This is a genomic window from Kitasatospora sp. NPDC036934 (assembly GCF_055608425.1).
On the sequence record NZ_JBVJQR010000005.1, the window covers coordinates 295,523 to 313,710 of the forward strand.

The following is an 18,188-nucleotide window of genomic DNA, read 5'->3' on the forward strand; positions in this document are numbered from 1 at the left end:
GCTCCGCCAACGGGACCGGCCCCGACCCGGGCCCGTTCAGCCCGACGGCGTCCCGCCCACCGCCCGCACGGCGAAGGGCAGCAGCCGGTCGGCGGTCTGCCGGGCGGTGGCCTCGTCGACGTCCTCGGGCAGCCGGGGGGTGAGCAGGAAGTGGGTCATCACCGGGCCGACCACCACCTCTCCGACCAGTTCCACGCCGTCGAGCGGCGGGATCTCGCCCCGCTCGACCGCCCGCCGGACGACCTCCGCGACCCTTCCGTACAGCGGCCGGAGGAAGGCCGTGACCAGCGCCTCGGCCAGCGCGGTGTTGTGGGCGGCCTCGCCGATCAGGGCACGGATCACCCGGCCTGGCTCGCCGGTCATGCTGGCGGCCTTGTCCCGCAGGACGACCCGCAGGTCCGTCTCCAAGCCGCCGGTGTCGGGCTGCTCGTACGAGCTCTCGCCGTGGAGTGCGGCGGCGGCGATCACCAGGTCCTCCTTGGAGGACCAGCGGCGGTAGAGGGTCGCCGTGGAGACTCCGGCCCGGGCGGCCACGGCGGCCGTGGTCAGCCCGCCGTAGCCGTTCTCCGCGAGGACGGCGAGGGTGGCGTCCAGCAGTGCCCGGTCCCGGGCGGCGTCGCGCGGGCGGCCCCGACGCGGCGGCGGGGCGGACGGGGGCGGGGTGGTGCTGGGGGTCATGCCGGAAGTCTACCGAAAACCAGAAACGAAATCGTTTCGTTTCGTTTATGCTCGACGGCATGAGCCTCTCCGCCGAAGCCACGTCCACCGGCAGCGACGAAGCCGCCGCCACCGTCTCCCGCCTGCACGCCGCCTTCGCCGCCGGCCGCACCAAGCCGCTCGCCTGGCGCAAGGCCCAACTCCGCGCCCTGCGCCGCCTACTGGTCGAGCAGGAGGCCCTCTTCACCGCCGCCCTGCACGCCGACCTCGGCAAGAACGCCGCCGAGGCCTACACCACCGAGATCGGCTTCACCCTCAACGAGATCGACCACACCCTGCGCCACCTCGACGGCTGGCTGCGCCCGCGCCGCATCCCGGTGCCGCTCGCCCTGCAGCCCGCCCGGGCCCGTACGGTCCGCGAACCGCTGGGCACCGTGCTGATCATCAGCCCGTGGAACTACCCGCTACAGCTCGCCCTCTCCCCGCTGGTCGGCGCGCTCGCCGCCGGCAACTGCGCGGTGGTCAAGCCCAGCGAACTCGCCCCCGCCACCGCCGCCGCCATCGCCCACTGGCTCCCCCGCACCCTGGACCGGCAGGCCGTCGCCGTCGTCGAGGGCGGCGTGCCGGAGACCACCGCCCTGCTGGACCAGCGCTTCGACCACGTCTTCTACACCGGCAACGGCACCGTCGCCCGCATCGTCATGACCGCCGCCGCCCGTCATCTCACCCCCGTCACCCTGGAGTTGGGCGGCAAGAGCCCGGTCGTCGTCGAGCCCGGCACCGACCTCGCCACGGCCGCCCGCCGGATCGCCTGGGGCAAGTTCATGAACGCCGGCCAGACCTGCGTCGCCCCCGACTACGTCCTGGCCATCGGCGACACCGCGACCACCCTCGAAACGGAACTGACCGCCGCGATCCGGGAGATGTACGGCGCCGAGCCGGCGCACAGCCCCGACTACGGCCGGATCGTCAACGAGCGGAACTTCGACCGCCTCACCGCCCTGCTCGCCGACGGCCGGCTGGTCACCGGCGGCGACCACCGCCGCGCCGACCGCTACCTCGCCCCCACCGTCCTCGCCGACGTCGACCCGGACGCCCCGGTGATGCGCGAGGAGATCTTCGGCCCCGTCCTGCCGATCCTCCGCGTCCCCGACCTGGACGCAGCGATCGCCTTCATCACCGCCCGCGACAAGCCGCTCGCCCTCTACGCCTTCACCGCCTCGGCCGCCACCAAGCGCCGCCTGACCACCGAAACCTCCTCCGGCGCCCTGGCGTTCGGCGTCCCCAACGCCCACATCGCCGTCCCCGGCCTGCCGTTCGGCGGCGTCGGCGAGAGCGGCCTCGGCCGCTACCACGGCAGCCACTCCATCGACACCTTCAGCCACACCAAGTCCGTGCTCGACAAGCCCCTCCTCGCCGACCCGCTCCGCCCCGCCTACCCGCCGTTCACCCCGCTCAAGTCCCGCCTCCTGCGCCGCCTGCTCTGAGATCCTCCGAGTCCTCCGACCCGCCGGACCGGCGGCGCTACGCCCGGAACAGCGGCTCGTACGCGTTCCCCTCCACCCCGTTGAGCAGCACGTACGACGGCCCGAGGCCGAAGGCGACCTCCCGCAGCCGCGCCAGGGCCTCGGCCACGGTGGGCACGTGGAGCCCGATCGCGGCGGCGGCCGCGTCCCGGTCGGCGAGCAGTTCGGGCTCGTCCGCCAGGTAGTCCTCGGCCGCGGCCGCGCTCTCCTCCTCGGTCAGCCGCCGGCAGTCCCGCCACCACGGCACCGCCAACAGCAGCCGGACCATCTCCTCCAGCCCGACGGCCAGCAGCGCCGCGCCGCCCTCGGAGTCGGCGAAGAGGACGGGCCGCTCGTCGCCGCCGTCACCGCACAGGAAGAAGGTGCCGCCCGCGCTGCACTTGGCGACCTCCTCCAGGGCCTCCCCCGAGGCGAGCACGACCTCCTCCACGTGCGAGTAGGCGTCGAGGGAGAAGTCCCCGGGCCAGAGCAGGTAGTCGACGGTGGCGGGGGTGGCCCGGAGGCGCGTGAGGAACGACATGGCGGCCACCCTACGAGGCCCCCACGACAACTCCGCCCGCCGGGAGTTGATCTCCGCGCCGCCCCGCTGTTGGCTGGCTTCCGCTGCCCTGACCCGAGACCGGCCCCGAGGCCGACCCGAGGCGACGAAGGAAGTTGACACGGTGGACGACAGATCTGCCCGGACCGCGCTCTTCGAGGAGCACCGCCCGCACCTGCGCGCGGTCGCGTACCGGATGCTCGGCTCGATCAGCGAGGCCGACGACGCGCTCCAGGAAGCCTGGCTGCGGTACGACCGCACCGACACCGCCGAGGTGGCCAACCTCGGCGGCTGGCTGACCACGGTGGTCTCCCGGGTCTGCCTGAACCTGCTGCGCGACCGCGCCGCCCGCCGCGAGGAGCCGCTGCAGCCGACCGGTCCTGGCGGCGAGGACGGCCCCGAGCGAATTCCGGACCCGCTGCTGCGCCGTGAGGGGGTGGTCGACCCGGAGCAGGAGGTGATGCTCGCGGACTCGGTCGGCCTGGCACTGATGGTGGTGCTGGAGTCGCTGTCGCCCGCCGAGCGGGTCGCCTTCGTGCTGCACGACCTGTTCGCGGTGCCCTTCGAGGAGATCGCCCCGCTGATCGAGAAGACCTCGGCCGCCACCCGCCAACTGGCCAGCCGGGCCCGCCGCAAGGTGCAGGGACGGCCCGTGCCGGATCCGGACCTGGGCCGCCAGCGGGTGGCCGTGGACGCCTTCTTCGCCGCCGCCCGCTCCGGCGACCTGGCGGCGCTGCTCGCCGTGCTCGACCCGGACGTGGTGCTGCGCTCGGACGGCGGGGCCGGGCAGGCCCGGCACACCGTGGTGCTCGCCGGCGCCGCGACGGTGGCCGGGCAGGCCGTGCTGTGGGGCGGGCTGTCGCCGTTCGCCCGTCCCGCGCTGGTCAACGGCGCCGTCGGCGCGGTGGTCATCGGCGACAACGGACGGGCGCTGTCGATCATGGCGTTCACCGTGGTGGCCGGCGCGATCGCGGAGATCGAGGTGCTCCTCGACCAGGAACGGCTGGCGGCCTTCGACCTGTCGGCGTTCCGGGACTGACGACCGGTCCGCTGTGGGCGGGGGCGGGCCGCCCACAGCGGCCCGCCCCCCGCCCGCAGGCCTCAGCGCCCGACGGCCCCGTCCAGCTGCTCGCGGATGATGTCCGCGTGCCCGGCGTGCCGTCCGGTCTCCTCGATCATGTGCACCAGCACCCAGCGCAGCGACGGCCCTTCGGCGGCGTCGGGCCGCAGCGAGCGCGCGCCCGGCCGGTCCAGGTCGGGGGCGGCCGCTGCCACCGCGTTGGCCCGGGCGATCGCCTCCCGGTAGTCGGCGACCGCCGCCTCCACCGTCAGTTCGGCCGACCCGAAGTCGTCGCTGTCCAGCGGCGCGTCCCCCTGCCCGCCGTACGCGTACTCGAGCCAGTTGAGCTCGACCACGGTCAGGTGCCGGACCAGCCAGAGCAGGCTGGTGCCGGAGGCGACGCCGGGGCGCCGGGCGTCCTCGTCGCCGAGGCCGTCCAGCTTGCCGATCACGCCCTCCCGCAGGTAGTCGAGGAAGGCCAGCAGGGTGGTCCGCTCGTCGGCGTTGAGCGTCGGCGGGCGGTTGTCGGAGAGCTTGCTCGGCGCGGCGCCCCGGGGCGCGGTGTTGTCGGTCACCCCGCCACCGTAACCAGCGGAACCGGCCGGACGCACCCGACCAGGGCCCGTCACCAGCCCTGTGCGCGCACCCAGTCCGCGAGGTGCCGGGCGCAGCCGTCCACCGACTCCCGCCAGCTGTGGGCCGCGCCGTCCCCGGCCTCGTCGCTGACGTACTTGACCAGCCGCACCGGCACCCCGGCCCGGTGGGAGACGGCGGCGACGGCGTAGCCCTCCATGTCGACCAGGTCGGCGTGCTCGGCCAGCCGGGCCTTGGCGGACGGGTCCTCGACGAACAGGTCGCCGGTGGCCAGCACCGGGCCGTCGCCCCGGCCGACCACCAGCGGGGCGCCGTAGCTGCGGCCGGTGAGCTGCTGCAGGGCCGTGGTGTTCAGGTCGTGCTGGATCACCTGGACGACGTGGTGCATGCCCTCCCAGCCGGGGCGCAGCGCGCCGGCCGTGCCGAGGTTGATCACCTCGGAGGGCCGCTCGCCCCGGGCGAGCACGGTGGCCAGGGCCGCCGTGGCGTTGACCTTCCCTATCCCGGTGAGCAGCACGGGCAGCCGGTCGTCGAGGTGGGCGGCCTCCTCGCGGACCGCGACGACGAGCAGCGGGCGGTCGGGCGAGATCGTTCCAAGCAGTCGCATGGGGCCCATGGTACGGAGCGCAGGGGTGCCGGGCCCGGGATCAGCGCGGCGCGGAACCGCTCGGGGCGCCGCCGGCGTCGCACGGGTCGCCACCTCTCCGTCGGCCCGGCAGGACCGGTACAAGCCGTACGAGAGCGTGCGGAAACCGTGCACGACATGCTCAAGATCGGCGCAAGTCAGGTGTGGCCGGAGGAAGTCACGGCCATACTGCTGCCATCGGTCGGGCCCCGGGTGTCGGGCCGGCCCCAGGGGAGGATGAGGCGGGTGGCAACACCAGTAGGCAACGGCGCACCGGGCGCACCGGTCCCGGCCCGGCCGGGCACGCCACCGGCCGGGTCGACGGCAGCGCCGTACGGGGGTGCGGCGGCACCGTACGGCGTTCCGCCCGCCCCGGGGGCGCCGCCCCGCGGGGTGCCCGCGGCGAGGCCCGGCTCCGGAGGGCCCGCGCGGCGCCCCCGGACAGGGGCGCCGGAGCGGGGTGTGCGCGCCCGGCTGGCGCAGGCCACCCGTACGCCCCCGGGCCGGCTGCGGCTGGCCGGGGTGGTGCTCGCGGTGCTCACCGTGGCCTTCGGCGGGCTCACCGCCTGGCAGTTGGAGACCAGGGCGCAGGCCGCCGACCGGGTGGTCTCGTACAGCCAGCCGCTCAGCCGGGACGCCGCCGAGATCCACCGCTCGCTGGCCGACGCCGCCACCACCGCGGCCTCCGGCTTCCTGCTGGCCGGCGCCGAGCCCAAGGACGTCCGGGCCCGCTACGAGCAGGACCTCGCCCAGGCCGCCAAGCTGATCTCCCAGGCCGCCGCCCGCACCACCGCGACCTCCCCGGCGCAGGACTCACTCAGCCGGCTGAACCAGCAACTCCCGGTGTACGCCGGTCTGGTGGAATCCGCGCGGGCCGACAACCGGCAGGGCATCCCGCTCGGCGGCGCCTACCTGCGGTACGCCTCCGAGCAGATGCAGACCGTGCTGCTGCCGGCCGCCGCCGAGCTGAACACCATCGAGAACCACGAGCTGGTGAACGACTACGCCGCGGCGCGGTCGACGCCCTGGGGCGCGTACGGCCTGGCGGTGCTCACCCTGGCCGCGCTGGGCTGGGTGCAGCTGACCCTGTTCCGCCGCACCAACCGGGTGTTCAACATCGGTCTGGTGGGCGCCACCGCCGCCGTCCTGGCCGGCACGCTCTGGCTCGCCGTGGCCGGGCTGACCACCGGCTCGGCACTGGAGAAGAGCGACCGCGAAGGGGCCAACCCGCTGCGGGCGCTCAACTCGGCCCGGGTGGACGTGCTGACGGCCCGGCTGGCGGAGAACCTGAACCTGGTCGCGCGCGGCTCCACCGCCACCTACGCCACCCAGTACACGGACCTCACCAAGCGGCTGGCCGGAACGGCCGAGAAGAGCACCCCGATGCGCGACCGCGCCGGCACGCTCTCCAACGCCCTGATCCTCGCCCCCGCCGCCGCGAGCAGGTCGCTGGCCACCGCCGCCGACCAGTACGACGTCTGGCAGGACCGGTACCGCGCCGCGCGCACCGCCGAGGTCGACAACGCCGACTACCAGGGCGCCCTGAACGCGACGGTGTCGGCCACCGACACCACCGACACCGCCGACGCCGCCTTCAACGCCACCGACCGGGCGCTCGCCCAGGCCGCCGACGCCGAGCAGGCCCGGTTCGACGCCGCCGCCGACGGCACCGCCGGGGACCTCCGCCTCGCGGCCGGCGCGGCCGCGGTGCTGGGCCTGGTGGCCGCGGCGGCCGCGCTGCGGGGCCTGGGCCGACGACTCGCCGAGTACCGGTAGAGGGGGGAACACGACGATGCGCACGAGGACCGTACCGACCAGGAGCGCCGCGGCGCTGGCAGTGCTGGCGGCCTGCGCGGCCGTGCTCGGCGGGGGCGGACCGTCCGGCGCCGCGCCGGCCGCCGCGACCGCCGCGCCGCAGAACGCGCCGCAGGCAGTCCAGCAGACCCAGGACCAGTCCGACACCTGCGACATCTACAGCAGCGTGCCGCCGAGTTCGGCCGACGGCCCGGCGGTGAAGGCCATCAAGGCCAAGCGCAGCCTGGTGATCGGCGTGGACCAGAACAGCTACCGCTGGGGCGCCCGCAACCCGAACACCGGCCAGATCGAGGGCTTCGACATCGATCTCGCCCGGGCCATCGGCACCGCCATCATGGGCGACCCGGACAAGGTGGTGCTCAAGCCGGTCGCTACCGCCGACCGGGTCGACGCGGTGCAGAAGGGCCGGGTCGACCTGATCGTCCGCACCATGACCGTCAACTGCAAGCGGATGCAGGACGTCGCCTTCTCCAAGCCGTACTTCAGCATCTCCCAGCGGGTGCTGGTGCCGAAGACCTCCCAGGCGAAGAACCTGGACGAGGCGATCGCCGGCAAGAACGTCTGCGTCGCCAAGGGGTCCACGGCCGCCGATGTGATGGACCCGGCCAAGGGCGCCAAGAAGGACGCCAAGGCGCAGCTGACGGTCGTCGAGAACCAGTTGGACTGCCTGGTCCTGATGCAGCTCGGCAAGGTCGACGCCACCATGACCGACGACGGCCTGGCGGCCGGCCAGGCCGCCCAGGACCAGACCGTGCGGATCGTGGACGGCGACGTGCAGCCGGAGGTGATCGGCGTCGCCATGCTCAAGAGCAGCCCGGACCTCACCGCCCGGGTCAACCAGGTGCTGGCCGACTACCACGGCAGCGGCGACTGGGGCCGCAGCTACGACCGCTGGCTGAAGCCGTACATGCTGAACGAGGCCGAGCACTACTGGCCCGTTCCGCACTGAGCGCCGCATCGCGCACGGAGCACCACGGACGCGGGGCGTTGACGCCGTCTTGACGCCCCGCGCCCGCACCGCCCGGACGGCCACCGGCTAGGGTTCGGGACGATCACCACGGGGAGACCGGTGGTGGGCACGGGGGTTGTCGTGGGCCGCACGTCGTACGCGACGGCGTCGCACGCGAGGGAAGGAAGGACACCGCGGTGGCGGCATCGGCTGGCCCGGTACTGAGCCGGGAGGAGGTGGACCGCGCGCTCGCGCGCCTCGGCGCGGAGCGGGACGCGGTCGAGTCGGCGCTGCTCGCCCTGCAGGACCACCCGGGCCTGCGGCTGCTGGAGGGCGCCGGGCTGTCCGGCCGCACCCTGGAGCGCTGGTCGGTCGCCGGCAAGGGCCTGCCGCTGCTCTGGGCGCTGTTCGACCGCTACTCCGAGGCGCTCGCCTCGGCCCGCGCCGTCCGGGCCCGCAAGGCCAAGCCCGGCGGTCCCGAACTCGCCGAGCTGAGCGAGCTGCTGACCGGCGACGCGGTGACCGTCCCCGGCGGCGCGCTGCCGGACGGGCCGCAACTGCTGGGCGCGCCCGCCAAGCTGGTCGAGCGGATCAGCCTGGACGCGCTGATGGCCCGGATGAACTCCTGGTACGCCACCGTGCTGGAGGTGGTCAGCGCCGCCGACGCGGTCTGGTCGGCGCTGCCGGCCCGGATCGACCTGCTGCTCGCCGAACTGCACCGGGTGCAGACCCTGGCCGCCTCGCTCGGCGTGCGTACCGGCAGCCACCCGCTGGGCGACGACCTGACCGGGCTCGGACGCGACCTCACCGAGCTGCGCACCGAGGTCCGGGAGGACCCGCTGGCGCTGTGGCGCCCGGCCCGGGTGCCCGCCCAACGCGGCACGGTGCCCGACGGCGAGGCCTTCGCCTCGGCCGCCGGGGTGGTCGACACCGAGCGCTTCGACCGGGCCGGGCGGGCGCTGGACGGCGTCCGGCTGGAGCTGGAGAACCTGCTGCGGCTGCGCGACGACGCCGAGGAGCGCCTCCAGGGCGTCGGCGACCTGCTCCAGCGGGCCGACGCCACCCTGGCCGAGGCCCGCCGGGCCCGCGGCGAGGTGCTGGCGAAGATAGCGGCCAGCGACGTCCCCGCGGTGCCCGGCCCGGCCTCGGCGCTGCGCGAACGGATCGTCACCGCCCTGGACCTGCGCCAGGCCGGGCAGTGGGGCCGGCTGGCTCCGCTGCTGGACACCCTGGAGGACGCCGCCGCCAAGGAGCTGGCCCGGGCCCGGCACTCGCTCACCGAGGTCACCCAGCCACTGGCCGTCCGGGCCGAACTGCGCGGCCGGCTGGACGCCTACAAGGCGATGGCGGCCCGGATGCGGGTCGCCGAGGACCCGGAAGTGATCGAACGGTACGAGAAGGCGCGCTGGCTGCTGTGGAGCGCGCCCTGCGACCTGCGGGCGGCGGCCACCGCGGTGGCCCGCTTCCAGCAGTCGCTGCGCCCGGCCCAGAGCGAGGCCGCGGAGGGCGCACCGGCACACGGGACGACCGGCCAGACGCCGGTCGACGGACAGGTACAGGGGGGCTGAGGTTGATGGGCGAGACGTGCGTACGGCCGGGGTGCTCCGGCAGCGGCAGGATCGACGCGGACGGCTACTGCGACGAGTGCGGGCTGACCCCGGTGGGGGCCGCGGCGGTCGCCCCGGCGTCCTCCGGCGCGGCGGCCCCGCCGCCGACCGCCGCCGGTCCCGGCTCGCCCTGCCCGCGGGACTGCTCCGGCAGCATCGACGCGGACGGCTACTGCGACGAGTGCGGGCTCACCCCGCCCGGCGCGGACACCGGCATCACCCAGCCCCACGTGCCGTCCGCGCGGGTCGCCCCGGACTCCGCCCGCAGCGGCTCGATCCGCTCGCTGTCGGCCCGCACCGGCTCCGCCCGCTCGATGTCCGGCCGCTCCCGCTCGCACCGCTCGACCCGCACCGGCAGCAGCCGCTCGGTCTCGGTGCGCTCCACCCGGGGCAGCGTCAGCGCCGGCACCCGCAACCGGCTGGGCGCCGGGCTGGTCACCGTGCCGACCGTGGCGACGGCCGACCCGGCGCAGGCGGTGCTGACCAATCCGGAGGTGCCCGAGCGCAAGCGGTACTGCTCCAAGTGCGAGGCCCCGGTGGGCCGGGAGAAGAACGGCCAGCCGGGCCGCCCGGACGGCTTCTGCACCAAGTGCGGCACGCCGTACTCCTTCACGCCCAAGCTGCGCCGCGGCGACCTGGTCGGCGGCCAGTACGAGGTGGTGGGCTGCCTGGCGCACGGCGGGCTCGGCTGGATCTACCTGGCCATAGACCGCCGGGTCAACGACAAGTGGGTCGTCCTCAAGGGCCTGTTGAACACCGGGGACGAGGACGCGCTCGCCGCGGCCGTCGCCGAGCGGCGCTTCCTGGCCGAGGTGGACCACCCGAACATCGTCCGGATCATCAACTTCGCCGAGCACCTGGACATCGGCTCCGGCTCCACCGCCGGCTACATCGTCATGGAGTACGTCGGCGGCAAGTCGCTCAAGGACATCGCCAACGACCGCCGCACCCCGGACGGGCGGCGCGAGCCGCTGCCGGTGGAGGTGGCGATCGCGTACGCGCTGGAGGCGCTGCCCGCGCTCGGGTACCTGCACAGCCGGGGCCTGATCTACTGCGACTTCAAGATCGACAACGTGATCCAGAGCGGCGACGCGCTCAAGATCATCGACATGGGCGCGGTCTGCCGCCTCGACCACGACGGCGCGATCTACGGCACCGTCGGCTACCAGGCCCCGGAGATCGCCACCCACGGCCCCTCCCCCGCCTCCGACCTCTACACCGTGGCCCGCACCCTCGCGGTGCTCACCTTCGACTTCCAGGGCTACAGCACCACCTACCGCGAAACCCTGCCCGGGCCCGAGGACGTCGAGGTCTTCGCGAAGTACGAGTCGTACTACCGCTTCCTGGTCCGCGCCACCGACCCGGACCCGGCCCGCCGCTTCTCCTCCGCCGAGGAGATGGCCGACCAGCTCACCGGCGTGCTGCGGGAGGTCCTGGCCCTCCAGGACGAGCGGCCCCGGCCCGCGCCGTCCACCCTGTTCGGCCCCGAACTGCGCGTCGTGGACACCGACTTGGTGCTGCCCACCGACCACCCCGGACAGCTCCGGGTGGCCGCCCTGTCCCCCTCCGCCGCCGCCCTGGCGCTGCCCGTCCCCCGGGTCGACCCGGGCGACCCCAACGCCGGCTTCCTCGCCACCCTGCTCGCCACCGACCCCGAGGAGGCGCTCGCCGCCCTCGGCGGCGCCCCCGCCGTCTCGGTCGAGAGCCGGCTGCGCGAACTGCGCGCTCTGCTCGAACTCGGCCGCCACGACACGGCCGTGAACGCGCTCGCCGCGCTGGAACAGGACCACCCGGACGACTGGCGGGTGGTCTGGTACCGCGGGCTGGTCGCCCTGGTCGCGGCCGCCGACGACTCCGGCACGCCCCGAGCACCGGGTCAGGAGCACCCGGAGGCGAGCGGGCGAATCACAGCCCTTCGAGCGGCTGCCGAGGCCTTCGACGCGGTCTACGACGCCTTCCCCGGCGAGGCCGCGCCCAAGCTCGCCCTCGCCATCTGCGCCGAACTGCTCGACGACGGCGGCGACGCGGCCGAGTTCTACCGGCTCGTCTGGACCACCGACCACTCCTACCTGAGCGCCGCCTTCGGCCTGGCCCGGGTCCGCCTCGCCGGGGACGACCGGCCCGGCGCGGTGCGGGTGCTGGAGTCCGTCCCGGCCACCTCCAGCCAGTACACCGCCGCCCGGATCGCCGCCGTCCGCGCCCGGCTGCGCGAACGGGCCGCCACCGAGCCGCTCGCCGCCGACCTCGCCGCCGGCTCCGACCAGCTGACCGCGCTGCGGCTGGACGACCGCCGCCGCGAGGAGCTCTCCGTGGAGGTGCTCGGCGCGGCCCTCGGCTGGGTCGGCGCCGGCTCGGCCGGTGCCCCGCAGGGCGCCGACCTGGTGGTACTGGGACGTCCCGCCGTCGAGCGGGAACTGCGCTTCGCCCTGGAACAGTCCTACCGGGTACTCGCCCGGTTGGCCGACCGGGCCGAGACCAGGATCGAGATGGTGGAACGGGCCAACCGGGCCCGCCCCAGGACGTGGGTGTAACCGATGCCGCAGCAGACCGAGTGCCCGAGCTGTTCCGAGCCGATGGACCGTGAGGACGCCTACTGCGGGCGCTGCGGGGCCGGCCGGGACGGTCGGGCGGCCCCGGGCGCGATGCCCGCCAGCTGGGCCGCCGCCCGCGGTGAGGCCGTCCCGCCGCAGCGCGGGCCGGTCTGCGTGCACTGCGGGCAGCCGCAGGTCACCGAGGACGGCTACTGCGAGGGCTGCGGCAGCGCCCAGCCGCGCCCGCGCGACCACATGGAGAAGGCCCTCGGGGGCGTCGCCGGGGTCAGCGACCGCGGCGTGCGCCACCACCGCAACGAGGACTCCTTCACCGTCGCCGCCACCTCGCTGCCCGGCGGGGAGCCCGTCGTGGTCGCCGTGGTGTGCGACGGCGTCTCCTCCTCCGACCGCCCCGACGAGGCTTCCGAGACCGCCGTCGACGCCGCCTCGGAGTCCCTGCTCACCTCCCTGGAGGCCGGCCGGGACCCGGAGGAGGCGATGCGCGCGGCGATCGCCGACGCCGCCAAGGCCGTCGCCGACCTCGCCACCGACGGCGCCGGCCCGACCCGCCCCGACCTCAACGCACCCGCCTGCACCTACGTCAGCGCCATAGCGGCGGGCGGCCGGGTCACCATCGGCTGGGTGGGCGACACCCGGGCGTACTGGATCCCGGACGACCGCACCGGCGCCGAACCCTTCCGGCTCACCCAGGACGACTCCTGGGCGGCCCGGATGGTCGAGGCCGGGCTGATGGGCGAGGCAGAGGCCTACTCCGACCCGCGTGCCCACGCCATCACCGGCTGGCTCGGCGCCGACGCCGAGGAGGTCGTGCCGCACACCCTCGACTTCACCCCGCACGTCCCCGGAGTGCTGCTGATCTGCACCGACGGGCTGTGGAACTACGCCGAGGCGGCCACCGACCTGGCCTACTACGTCCGGCCGGACGCCCGCACCGAACCGCTCGCCACGGCGCAGACCCTGGTGAAGTTCGCGGTCGCGGCCGGCGGGCACGACAACATCACCGTCGCGGTGCTGCCGATCGAGCCGTCCGCCGCCGCGCTGGCGGAGATCGAGGAGACGCCCACCGCGCTGGACCTCAGGGTGATCACCCCGGCGGAGGCCCAGGCCGTCCGGACGGGCGCCCCGGTCGGCACCCCCACCGGTATCCCGGCCGCTGCCCTCGGGGACGACGAGGACCACGACCCGACCCTGCCGGACCTCCCGGTGATCGGCTCCCCCTCCGCCCCGCTGCCCCCGGCCCCGCCGGTCCCGGCCACCGCGCCGCCCGCCCCGCCGGCCGTCCCGCCCGCACCGCCCGTGGCGCCGCCCGTCCCGCCGCAGCCGCCGCACCCGCCGACGGCCTGACCGGCCCGACGCGAACGGCCCGACGGCCTCCGTCCGCCGGACCGCCCCGAGACCCGATCGCATCCACCCCTGACCCGACGGGAGCCACCGCCCCATGGCAACACTGGCGAAGCCGAACCTGCCCAGGTTCGACGTGGAGATCTTCCAGAACGAGTACCTGGCCGACGGCGCCCGCGAGGTCAACGCCATCGTCACCGTCACCTCCACCGGCGGCGGCACGTCCGGCGGCCGTCCGCTCGGGATCACCGACGCCGGCCGACCGGGCGGCGACGCCAATGCCGCCGTGGTGATCCTGGTCGACTGCTCGGGCTCGATGGACTACCCCAAGACCAAGATCAACGGGGCCCGCGAGGCCACCGCCGCCGCCATCGACGCCCTGCGCGACGGCACCGCCTTCGCGGTGGTGGCCGGCACCCACGAGGCCCGCGACATCTACCCCGGCGACGGCACCCTGGCGACCGCCTCGGCGAGCACCCGGGAGCAGGCCAAGGAGTCGCTGCGCCGCCTCACCGCGGCCGGCGGCACCGCGATGGGCACCTGGCTGGCCAAGGCCGACAAGCTCTTCCTCACCCGCCGCGACATCGCCATCCGGCACGCCATCCTGCTCACCGACGGCAACAACGAGCACGAGTCGGCGGAGGACCTCGCCCGCAACATCGAGCGGGTCACCGGCCACTTCACCGCCGACTGCCGCGGCGTCGGCACCGACTGGCGGATCGACGAGCTGCGCAAGATCTCCTCCGCGCTGCTCGGCACCACCGACATCGTCGCCGAGCCCTCCGGCCTGGCCGAGGACTTCCGCTCGATGATGACCGGCGCGATGGGCAAGCAGGTCGCCGACGTCGCCCTGCGGATCTGGACCCCGGCCAACGCCGCGGTCAAGTTCGTCAAGCAGGTCGCCCCCGCGGTCGAGGACCTCACCGGCCGCCGCGCCGAGTCCGGCCCCCGGGCCGGCGACTACCCGACCGGCTCCTGGGGCGACGAGAGCCGCGACTACCACGTCTGCGTCGAGGTCCCGGCGGCGTCGGTCGGCAACGAGATGCTCGCCGCCCGGATCAGCCTGGTGTTGCCCCCGCAGGTCGGCGGCGGCACCCCCGAGGTGCTCGGCCAGGGCCTGGTCAAGGCCGTCTGGACGGACGACCTGGCCTCCTCCACCCGGATCAGCCCGCAGGTCGCCCATTACACCGGGCAGGCCGAACTCGCCTCCTCCATCCAGGAGGGCCTGGAGGCCCACCGCGCCGGGGACGTCGACACCGCCACCGCCAAGCTGGGTGCCGCCGTCCGGATCGCCCACGCGACCGGCAACGACGGCACCTTCAAGCTGCTGCAGAAGGTGGTGGACGTGGTGGACCCGAAGGAGGGTACGGTTCGGTTCCGTAAGAACGTGAGCGAGGCCGACTCGATGACCCTTGAGACCCGGTCGACCAAGACGGTACGTGTGAAGAAGTGACCGCTGAAAACGTGATCGGGCCGGCCGCCCGGCGCCACGTCGCACCGCACCGGCCCGAAACGAGGGGGACCTGATGCCGATCTGCCCGAGGGGCCACGAGTCGCAGGCCGAGGACTGGTGCGACTTCTGCGGCTTCCCGATGACTCCACCGGCCCCGGCACCCGGCGCCCACGGGGGGTACCCGGGCACGCCCGGGGCCGACTCCGCGCCCGGCGCACCCGCCGGGTACCCGCAGCACGGCGGTGCCGCCTTCGGCGCGCCGCCCGGGCCGCCGACCCACCCGGGGGCCGTCCCGCCGCCTCCGCCCGGAGCGTTCCCCCCGCCCGGCGGCTACCCGCCGCCCGGGGCGCCGCACGGCCTCACCGAGGGCCTGGCCGTCTGCCCGATCTGCCGCAGCCCGCAGACCGGCCGGTTCTGCGAGGAGTGCGGCTACGACTACGAGCTGTCCACCCCCTCGCGCCGCCAGGTGCCGGCCGGCGGCGGCGCCGCACCCGCGCCCGCGCCCGGCCCGGCCCAGCCCCCGCCGCTGAACATCCCGGCGGCCTACGGCGGCCCGGCGCAGCCGCCGCAGGCCCCGCCCGGTCCGCCCGGGGCGCCGCAGCCCCACCAGCCGCAGCAGCCGGGGTACCCGCAGCAGCCGGAGTACCCCCACACCTACGGCTACCCGCCGCCGGAGGGCGCCTTCCCGGAGGCCCCGGTCCGCGAGGACTCCGGCCCGGTGTACGCCCAGCCGGCCGGCCCCGGCCCGAACAACCGCGGCGGCGACTTCGGCACCTCCTTCCACCTGGCCCCGCCGCAGCCCCAGCCGGGTGCCCAGCCGGAGGGCGCCCCGGCCGAGCCGGTCCGGGCCAACTGGATCGCGGTGGTCTCGGCCGACCGCGACTACTTCACCGACATGATGGCCCGCAGCGGCCCCGAGGCGGCCGGCCTGTTCTTCCCGCCGTACTGCCCCGAGCGCCGCATCCCGCTGACCGGCCGCGGCCAGCTGCGGATCGGCCGGCGCAGCCAGCACCGGGGCACCGTCCCGGAGATCGACCTGTCGGTGCCGCCGGAGGACCCGGGCGCCTCGCACCAGCACGCGCTGCTCGCCGAACAGGCGGACGGCAGCTGGGTCCTGGTCGACCAGGACTCGACCAACGGAACCACCGTGAACGGCGGCGCGGACCCGATCTCCCCGCACACCGCCGTACCGCTGAACGACGGCGACCGGATCCACATCGGCGCCTGGACCACCATCACGATGCACCGCGCCTGACCCGCTTCTGATCGCGCGTCAGCGACAACTCCGGCCGGGCCGGGCGGAATTCGGATATTCCGCCCGGCCCGGCTTTCCGTGACTTCCTCAGGGATTCCACAAATTCCCTTCGCCGACATGCACAAGACGCTCCGAAACCCCTATTCTCTGGCCTCATGACTGCTGCAATATCCGCCGACGGCATCCGTCAGCGGTACGGGGATGTGCAGGCCGTCGACGGGGTTTCGCTCACCGTCGAGGCCGGCGAGTTCTACGGGATCCTGGGCCCGAACGGCGCCGGGAAGACCACCACCATGGAGATCCTGGAAGGCGTCCGGAAGCCCGACGAGGGCCGGGTCGAGCTGCTGGGGATGGCGCCCTGGCCGCGCAATCCGAAACTGCTGCCGCGGATCGGCGTGCAGTTCCAGGCCTCCGCCTTCTTCCGGAAACTGACCGCCCGGGAGACCATCCGCACCTTCGCGTCGTTCTACGGGGTCGGCCCCAAGCGGGCCGACGCGATGCTGGAGCGGGTCGGCCTCGCCGACAAGACCGAGAGCCTCACCGACCAGATGTCCGGCGGCCAGGCCCAGCGCCTGTCGATCGCCTGCGCACTGGCCCACGACCCGGAGCTCGTCTTCCTGGACGAGCCCACCACCGGCCTCGACCCGCAGGCCCGCCGCAACCTCTGGGACCTGCTGCGGGACATCAACGCCGAGGGCCGCACCGTCGTCCTGACCACCCACTACCTGGACGAGGCCGAGATCCTCTGCGACCGGGTCTCGATCATGGACCACGGCAGGATCCTCCACACCGGCGCCCCGGCGGCGCTGATCCGCGAGATCGACGACACCGTCCGGATCAGCGTGGCGTCCGGCCAGCTGCCGCTGGAGCGGGCCCGCGAACTGCTGGCCGCCGCCGGCGCCGACATCGCCACCCTGGAGGACGACACCGTCTCGCTCTCCGTCTCCACCCGCCTGCCCTCCCCGGTCCTCAGCGTCCTCGCCGAGCAGAACGCGCTGCGCGGCCTCGAAGTGCGCGGCGCCACCCTGGAGGACGTCTTCCTCCAGCTGACCGGACGGGAGTTCCGCGCATGACCGTCACCACCTCCTCCGAGCCGAAGGCCCCCGCACCGCGCGGTGGTTCGGCCGGCGCCGCCGAGGGGCGGGAGCGGGTCAGCGCCTTCTGGAGCCTGTCCCGCGCGATGCTGCTCGGGATGAAGCGCGACCGCACCGCGACCTTCTTCATCCTGCTGTTCCCGCTGGTCTTCCTGGTCTTCTTCGGCTCCGTGACCAAGGGCTCCGGCAGCCCGCACGCCAAGGTCGCCCAGGTCGGCGCGGTGAAGCTGTTCGACTCGATCCAGGGCGACCAGCGGGCCGGCCTGGACAAGGTCCTCACCATCACCAGGACCGACGACGAGGCCGGCACGCTGGAGAAGGTCCGCAAGGGCGACTTCGACGCGATGATCAAGCAGGGCCCGGACGGCACGGTGGAGCTGCGCTACACCGCCGCCGACCAGGTCAGGGCCGGCGCGCTCCATGGCATCCTCAACTCGGTCGTCCAGGAGGCCAACCAGCAGGCCACCCACCAGCCGGCCGCCTACGTGCTGGACTCCCAGCAGGTCGAGGACAAGTCACTCAAGCCGATCCAGTTCCTCACCCCGGGCCTGCTCGGCTGGGCCGTCGCCACCGGCGCGGTCTTCGGCGCCGCGCTGACCCTGGTCAACTGGCGCAGGTCCAAGGTGCTGCGCCGGCTGCGGCTGGCGCCGATCAGCGCCGGCACGGTGGTCAGCTCCCGGATCCTGGTCTCGCTGCTCACCGCGTTCCTGCAGACCAGCGTGTTCCTGGTGGTCGCCACCAGCTTCTTCGGGCTCAAGCTCACCGGCAACTGGTGGCTGGTCCTCCCGCTGGTGGCCTGTGCGACGCTCGCCTTCATGTCGATCGGCCTGCTGGCCGGTTCGGTCGCCAAGACCGAGGAGGCGGCCAACGGCATCTCGCAGATCATCGTGCTGCCGATGTCGTTCCTGTCCGGCTCGTTCTTCCCGCTGGACGGCGCCCCCGGCTGGCTGCAGACCGTCTCCAAGGTCATGCCGCTGCACTACCTGGTCGACACCGCCCAGACCGTGCTGACCCGCGGCGGCGGCATCACCGACGCCCTGCCGACCATGGGCGGACTGCTGCTCTTCGCGGCCGTACTGACCGGCATCGCCTGGAAGCTGTTCAAGTGGGAAGACGCCTGAT

The 18,188-nt window shown here is 74.5% G+C and carries 15 protein-coding genes; 11 read left to right on the forward strand and 4 right to left on the reverse strand.

Annotated features, from left to right (window positions below; genetic code table 11):
* Positions 1 to 36: 36 nt before the first annotated feature.
* Complete coding sequence (locus ACZ7BZ_RS10400) at positions 37 to 678, reverse strand: TetR/AcrR family transcriptional regulator (protein WP_470357993.1); 642 nt, start codon at positions 676 to 678, stop codon at positions 37 to 39.
* Positions 679 to 737: 59 nt separating this feature from the next.
* On the opposite strand from ACZ7BZ_RS10400, the gene ACZ7BZ_RS10405 reads away from it, so the two are divergent.
* Positions 738 to 2,144 (forward strand): aldehyde dehydrogenase family protein, encoded by a 1,407-nt coding sequence (locus ACZ7BZ_RS10405; RefSeq protein WP_470357994.1) that lies wholly within the window; start codon positions 738 to 740, stop codon positions 2,142 to 2,144.
* Between the two features lie 37 nt (positions 2,145 to 2,181).
* Here ACZ7BZ_RS10405 and ACZ7BZ_RS10410 read toward each other — a convergent pair whose 3' ends face one another.
* Positions 2,182 to 2,703 carry a hypothetical protein gene (locus tag ACZ7BZ_RS10410; RefSeq protein WP_470357995.1) on the reverse strand — a complete coding sequence of 174 codons (522 nt, stop codon included), beginning with the start codon at positions 2,701 to 2,703 and terminating at the stop codon, positions 2,182 to 2,184.
* A 142-nt stretch (positions 2,704 to 2,845) separates the two neighbouring features.
* Here ACZ7BZ_RS10410 and ACZ7BZ_RS10415 point away from each other — a divergent pair, with 142 nt between their 5' ends.
* Entirely contained in the window at positions 2,846 to 3,760 is a 915-nt protein-coding gene (locus ACZ7BZ_RS10415) for a sigma-70 family RNA polymerase sigma factor (RefSeq protein ID WP_470357996.1), read from the forward strand.
* 62 nt (positions 3,761 to 3,822) lie between these two features.
* On the opposite strand, the gene ACZ7BZ_RS10420 is transcribed toward ACZ7BZ_RS10415, so the two are convergent.
* Positions 3,823 to 4,356: a DinB family protein gene (locus ACZ7BZ_RS10420; RefSeq protein WP_470357997.1), complete on the reverse strand. Its 534-nt coding sequence runs from the start codon at positions 4,354 to 4,356 to the stop codon at positions 3,823 to 3,825.
* 50 nt (positions 4,357 to 4,406) lie between these two features.
* Positions 4,407 to 4,982 carry a nucleosidase gene (locus ACZ7BZ_RS10425; protein ID WP_470357998.1) on the reverse strand — a complete coding sequence of 192 codons (576 nt, stop codon included), beginning with the start codon at positions 4,980 to 4,982 and terminating at the stop codon, positions 4,407 to 4,409.
* Between the two features lie 480 nt (positions 4,983 to 5,462).
* Between ACZ7BZ_RS10425 and ACZ7BZ_RS10430 the strand changes: the two genes are divergently transcribed.
* The 9 genes from ACZ7BZ_RS10430 (at position 5,463) to ACZ7BZ_RS10470 (ending at position 18,187) form a co-directional block, all read left to right on the forward strand.
* Positions 5,463 to 6,776, forward strand: a complete 1,314-nt coding sequence (locus ACZ7BZ_RS10430) for a hypothetical protein (RefSeq protein ID WP_470357999.1) — start codon at positions 5,463 to 5,465, stop codon at positions 6,774 to 6,776.
* Between the two features lie 16 nt (positions 6,777 to 6,792).
* Positions 6,793 to 7,764, forward strand: coding sequence for a glutamate ABC transporter substrate-binding protein (locus ACZ7BZ_RS10435; RefSeq protein WP_470358000.1), 972 nt, complete (start codon positions 6,793 to 6,795; stop codon positions 7,762 to 7,764).
* Between the two features lie 197 nt (positions 7,765 to 7,961).
* Positions 7,962 to 9,332: a hypothetical protein gene (locus tag ACZ7BZ_RS10440; protein WP_470358001.1), complete on the forward strand. Its 1,371-nt coding sequence runs from the start codon at positions 7,962 to 7,964 to the stop codon at positions 9,330 to 9,332.
* A gap of 5 nt (positions 9,333 to 9,337) precedes the next feature.
* The gene (locus ACZ7BZ_RS10445) at positions 9,338 to 11,902 is read left to right on the forward strand and encodes a serine/threonine-protein kinase (protein WP_470358002.1); all 2,565 of its coding nucleotides are present in this window, start codon (positions 9,338 to 9,340) and stop codon (positions 11,900 to 11,902) included.
* A gap of 3 nt (positions 11,903 to 11,905) precedes the next feature.
* Positions 11,906 to 13,267, forward strand: a complete 1,362-nt coding sequence (locus tag ACZ7BZ_RS10450) for a protein phosphatase 2C domain-containing protein (protein WP_470358003.1) — start codon at positions 11,906 to 11,908, stop codon at positions 13,265 to 13,267.
* A gap of 94 nt (positions 13,268 to 13,361) precedes the next feature.
* On the forward strand, positions 13,362 to 14,717 hold the full coding sequence (locus ACZ7BZ_RS10455) for a vWA domain-containing protein (protein ID WP_470358004.1): 1,356 nt from the start codon (positions 13,362 to 13,364) through the stop codon (positions 14,715 to 14,717).
* Positions 14,718 to 14,790: 73 nt separating this feature from the next.
* Positions 14,791 to 15,972 carry an FHA domain-containing protein gene (locus ACZ7BZ_RS10460; protein WP_470358005.1) on the forward strand — a complete coding sequence of 394 codons (1,182 nt, stop codon included), beginning with the start codon at positions 14,791 to 14,793 and terminating at the stop codon, positions 15,970 to 15,972.
* 155 nt (positions 15,973 to 16,127) lie between these two features.
* A complete protein-coding gene (locus ACZ7BZ_RS10465; protein WP_470358006.1) occupies positions 16,128 to 17,045 on the forward strand; it encodes an ABC transporter ATP-binding protein in 918 nt (305 codons plus the stop codon).
* The gene (locus tag ACZ7BZ_RS10470) at positions 17,042 to 18,187 is read left to right on the forward strand and encodes an ABC transporter permease (protein WP_470358007.1); all 1,146 of its coding nucleotides are present in this window, start codon (positions 17,042 to 17,044) and stop codon (positions 18,185 to 18,187) included. Before ACZ7BZ_RS10465 ends, ACZ7BZ_RS10470 begins: the two co-directional genes overlap by 4 nt.
* The last annotated feature ends 1 nt before the right edge of the window (position 18,188 follow it).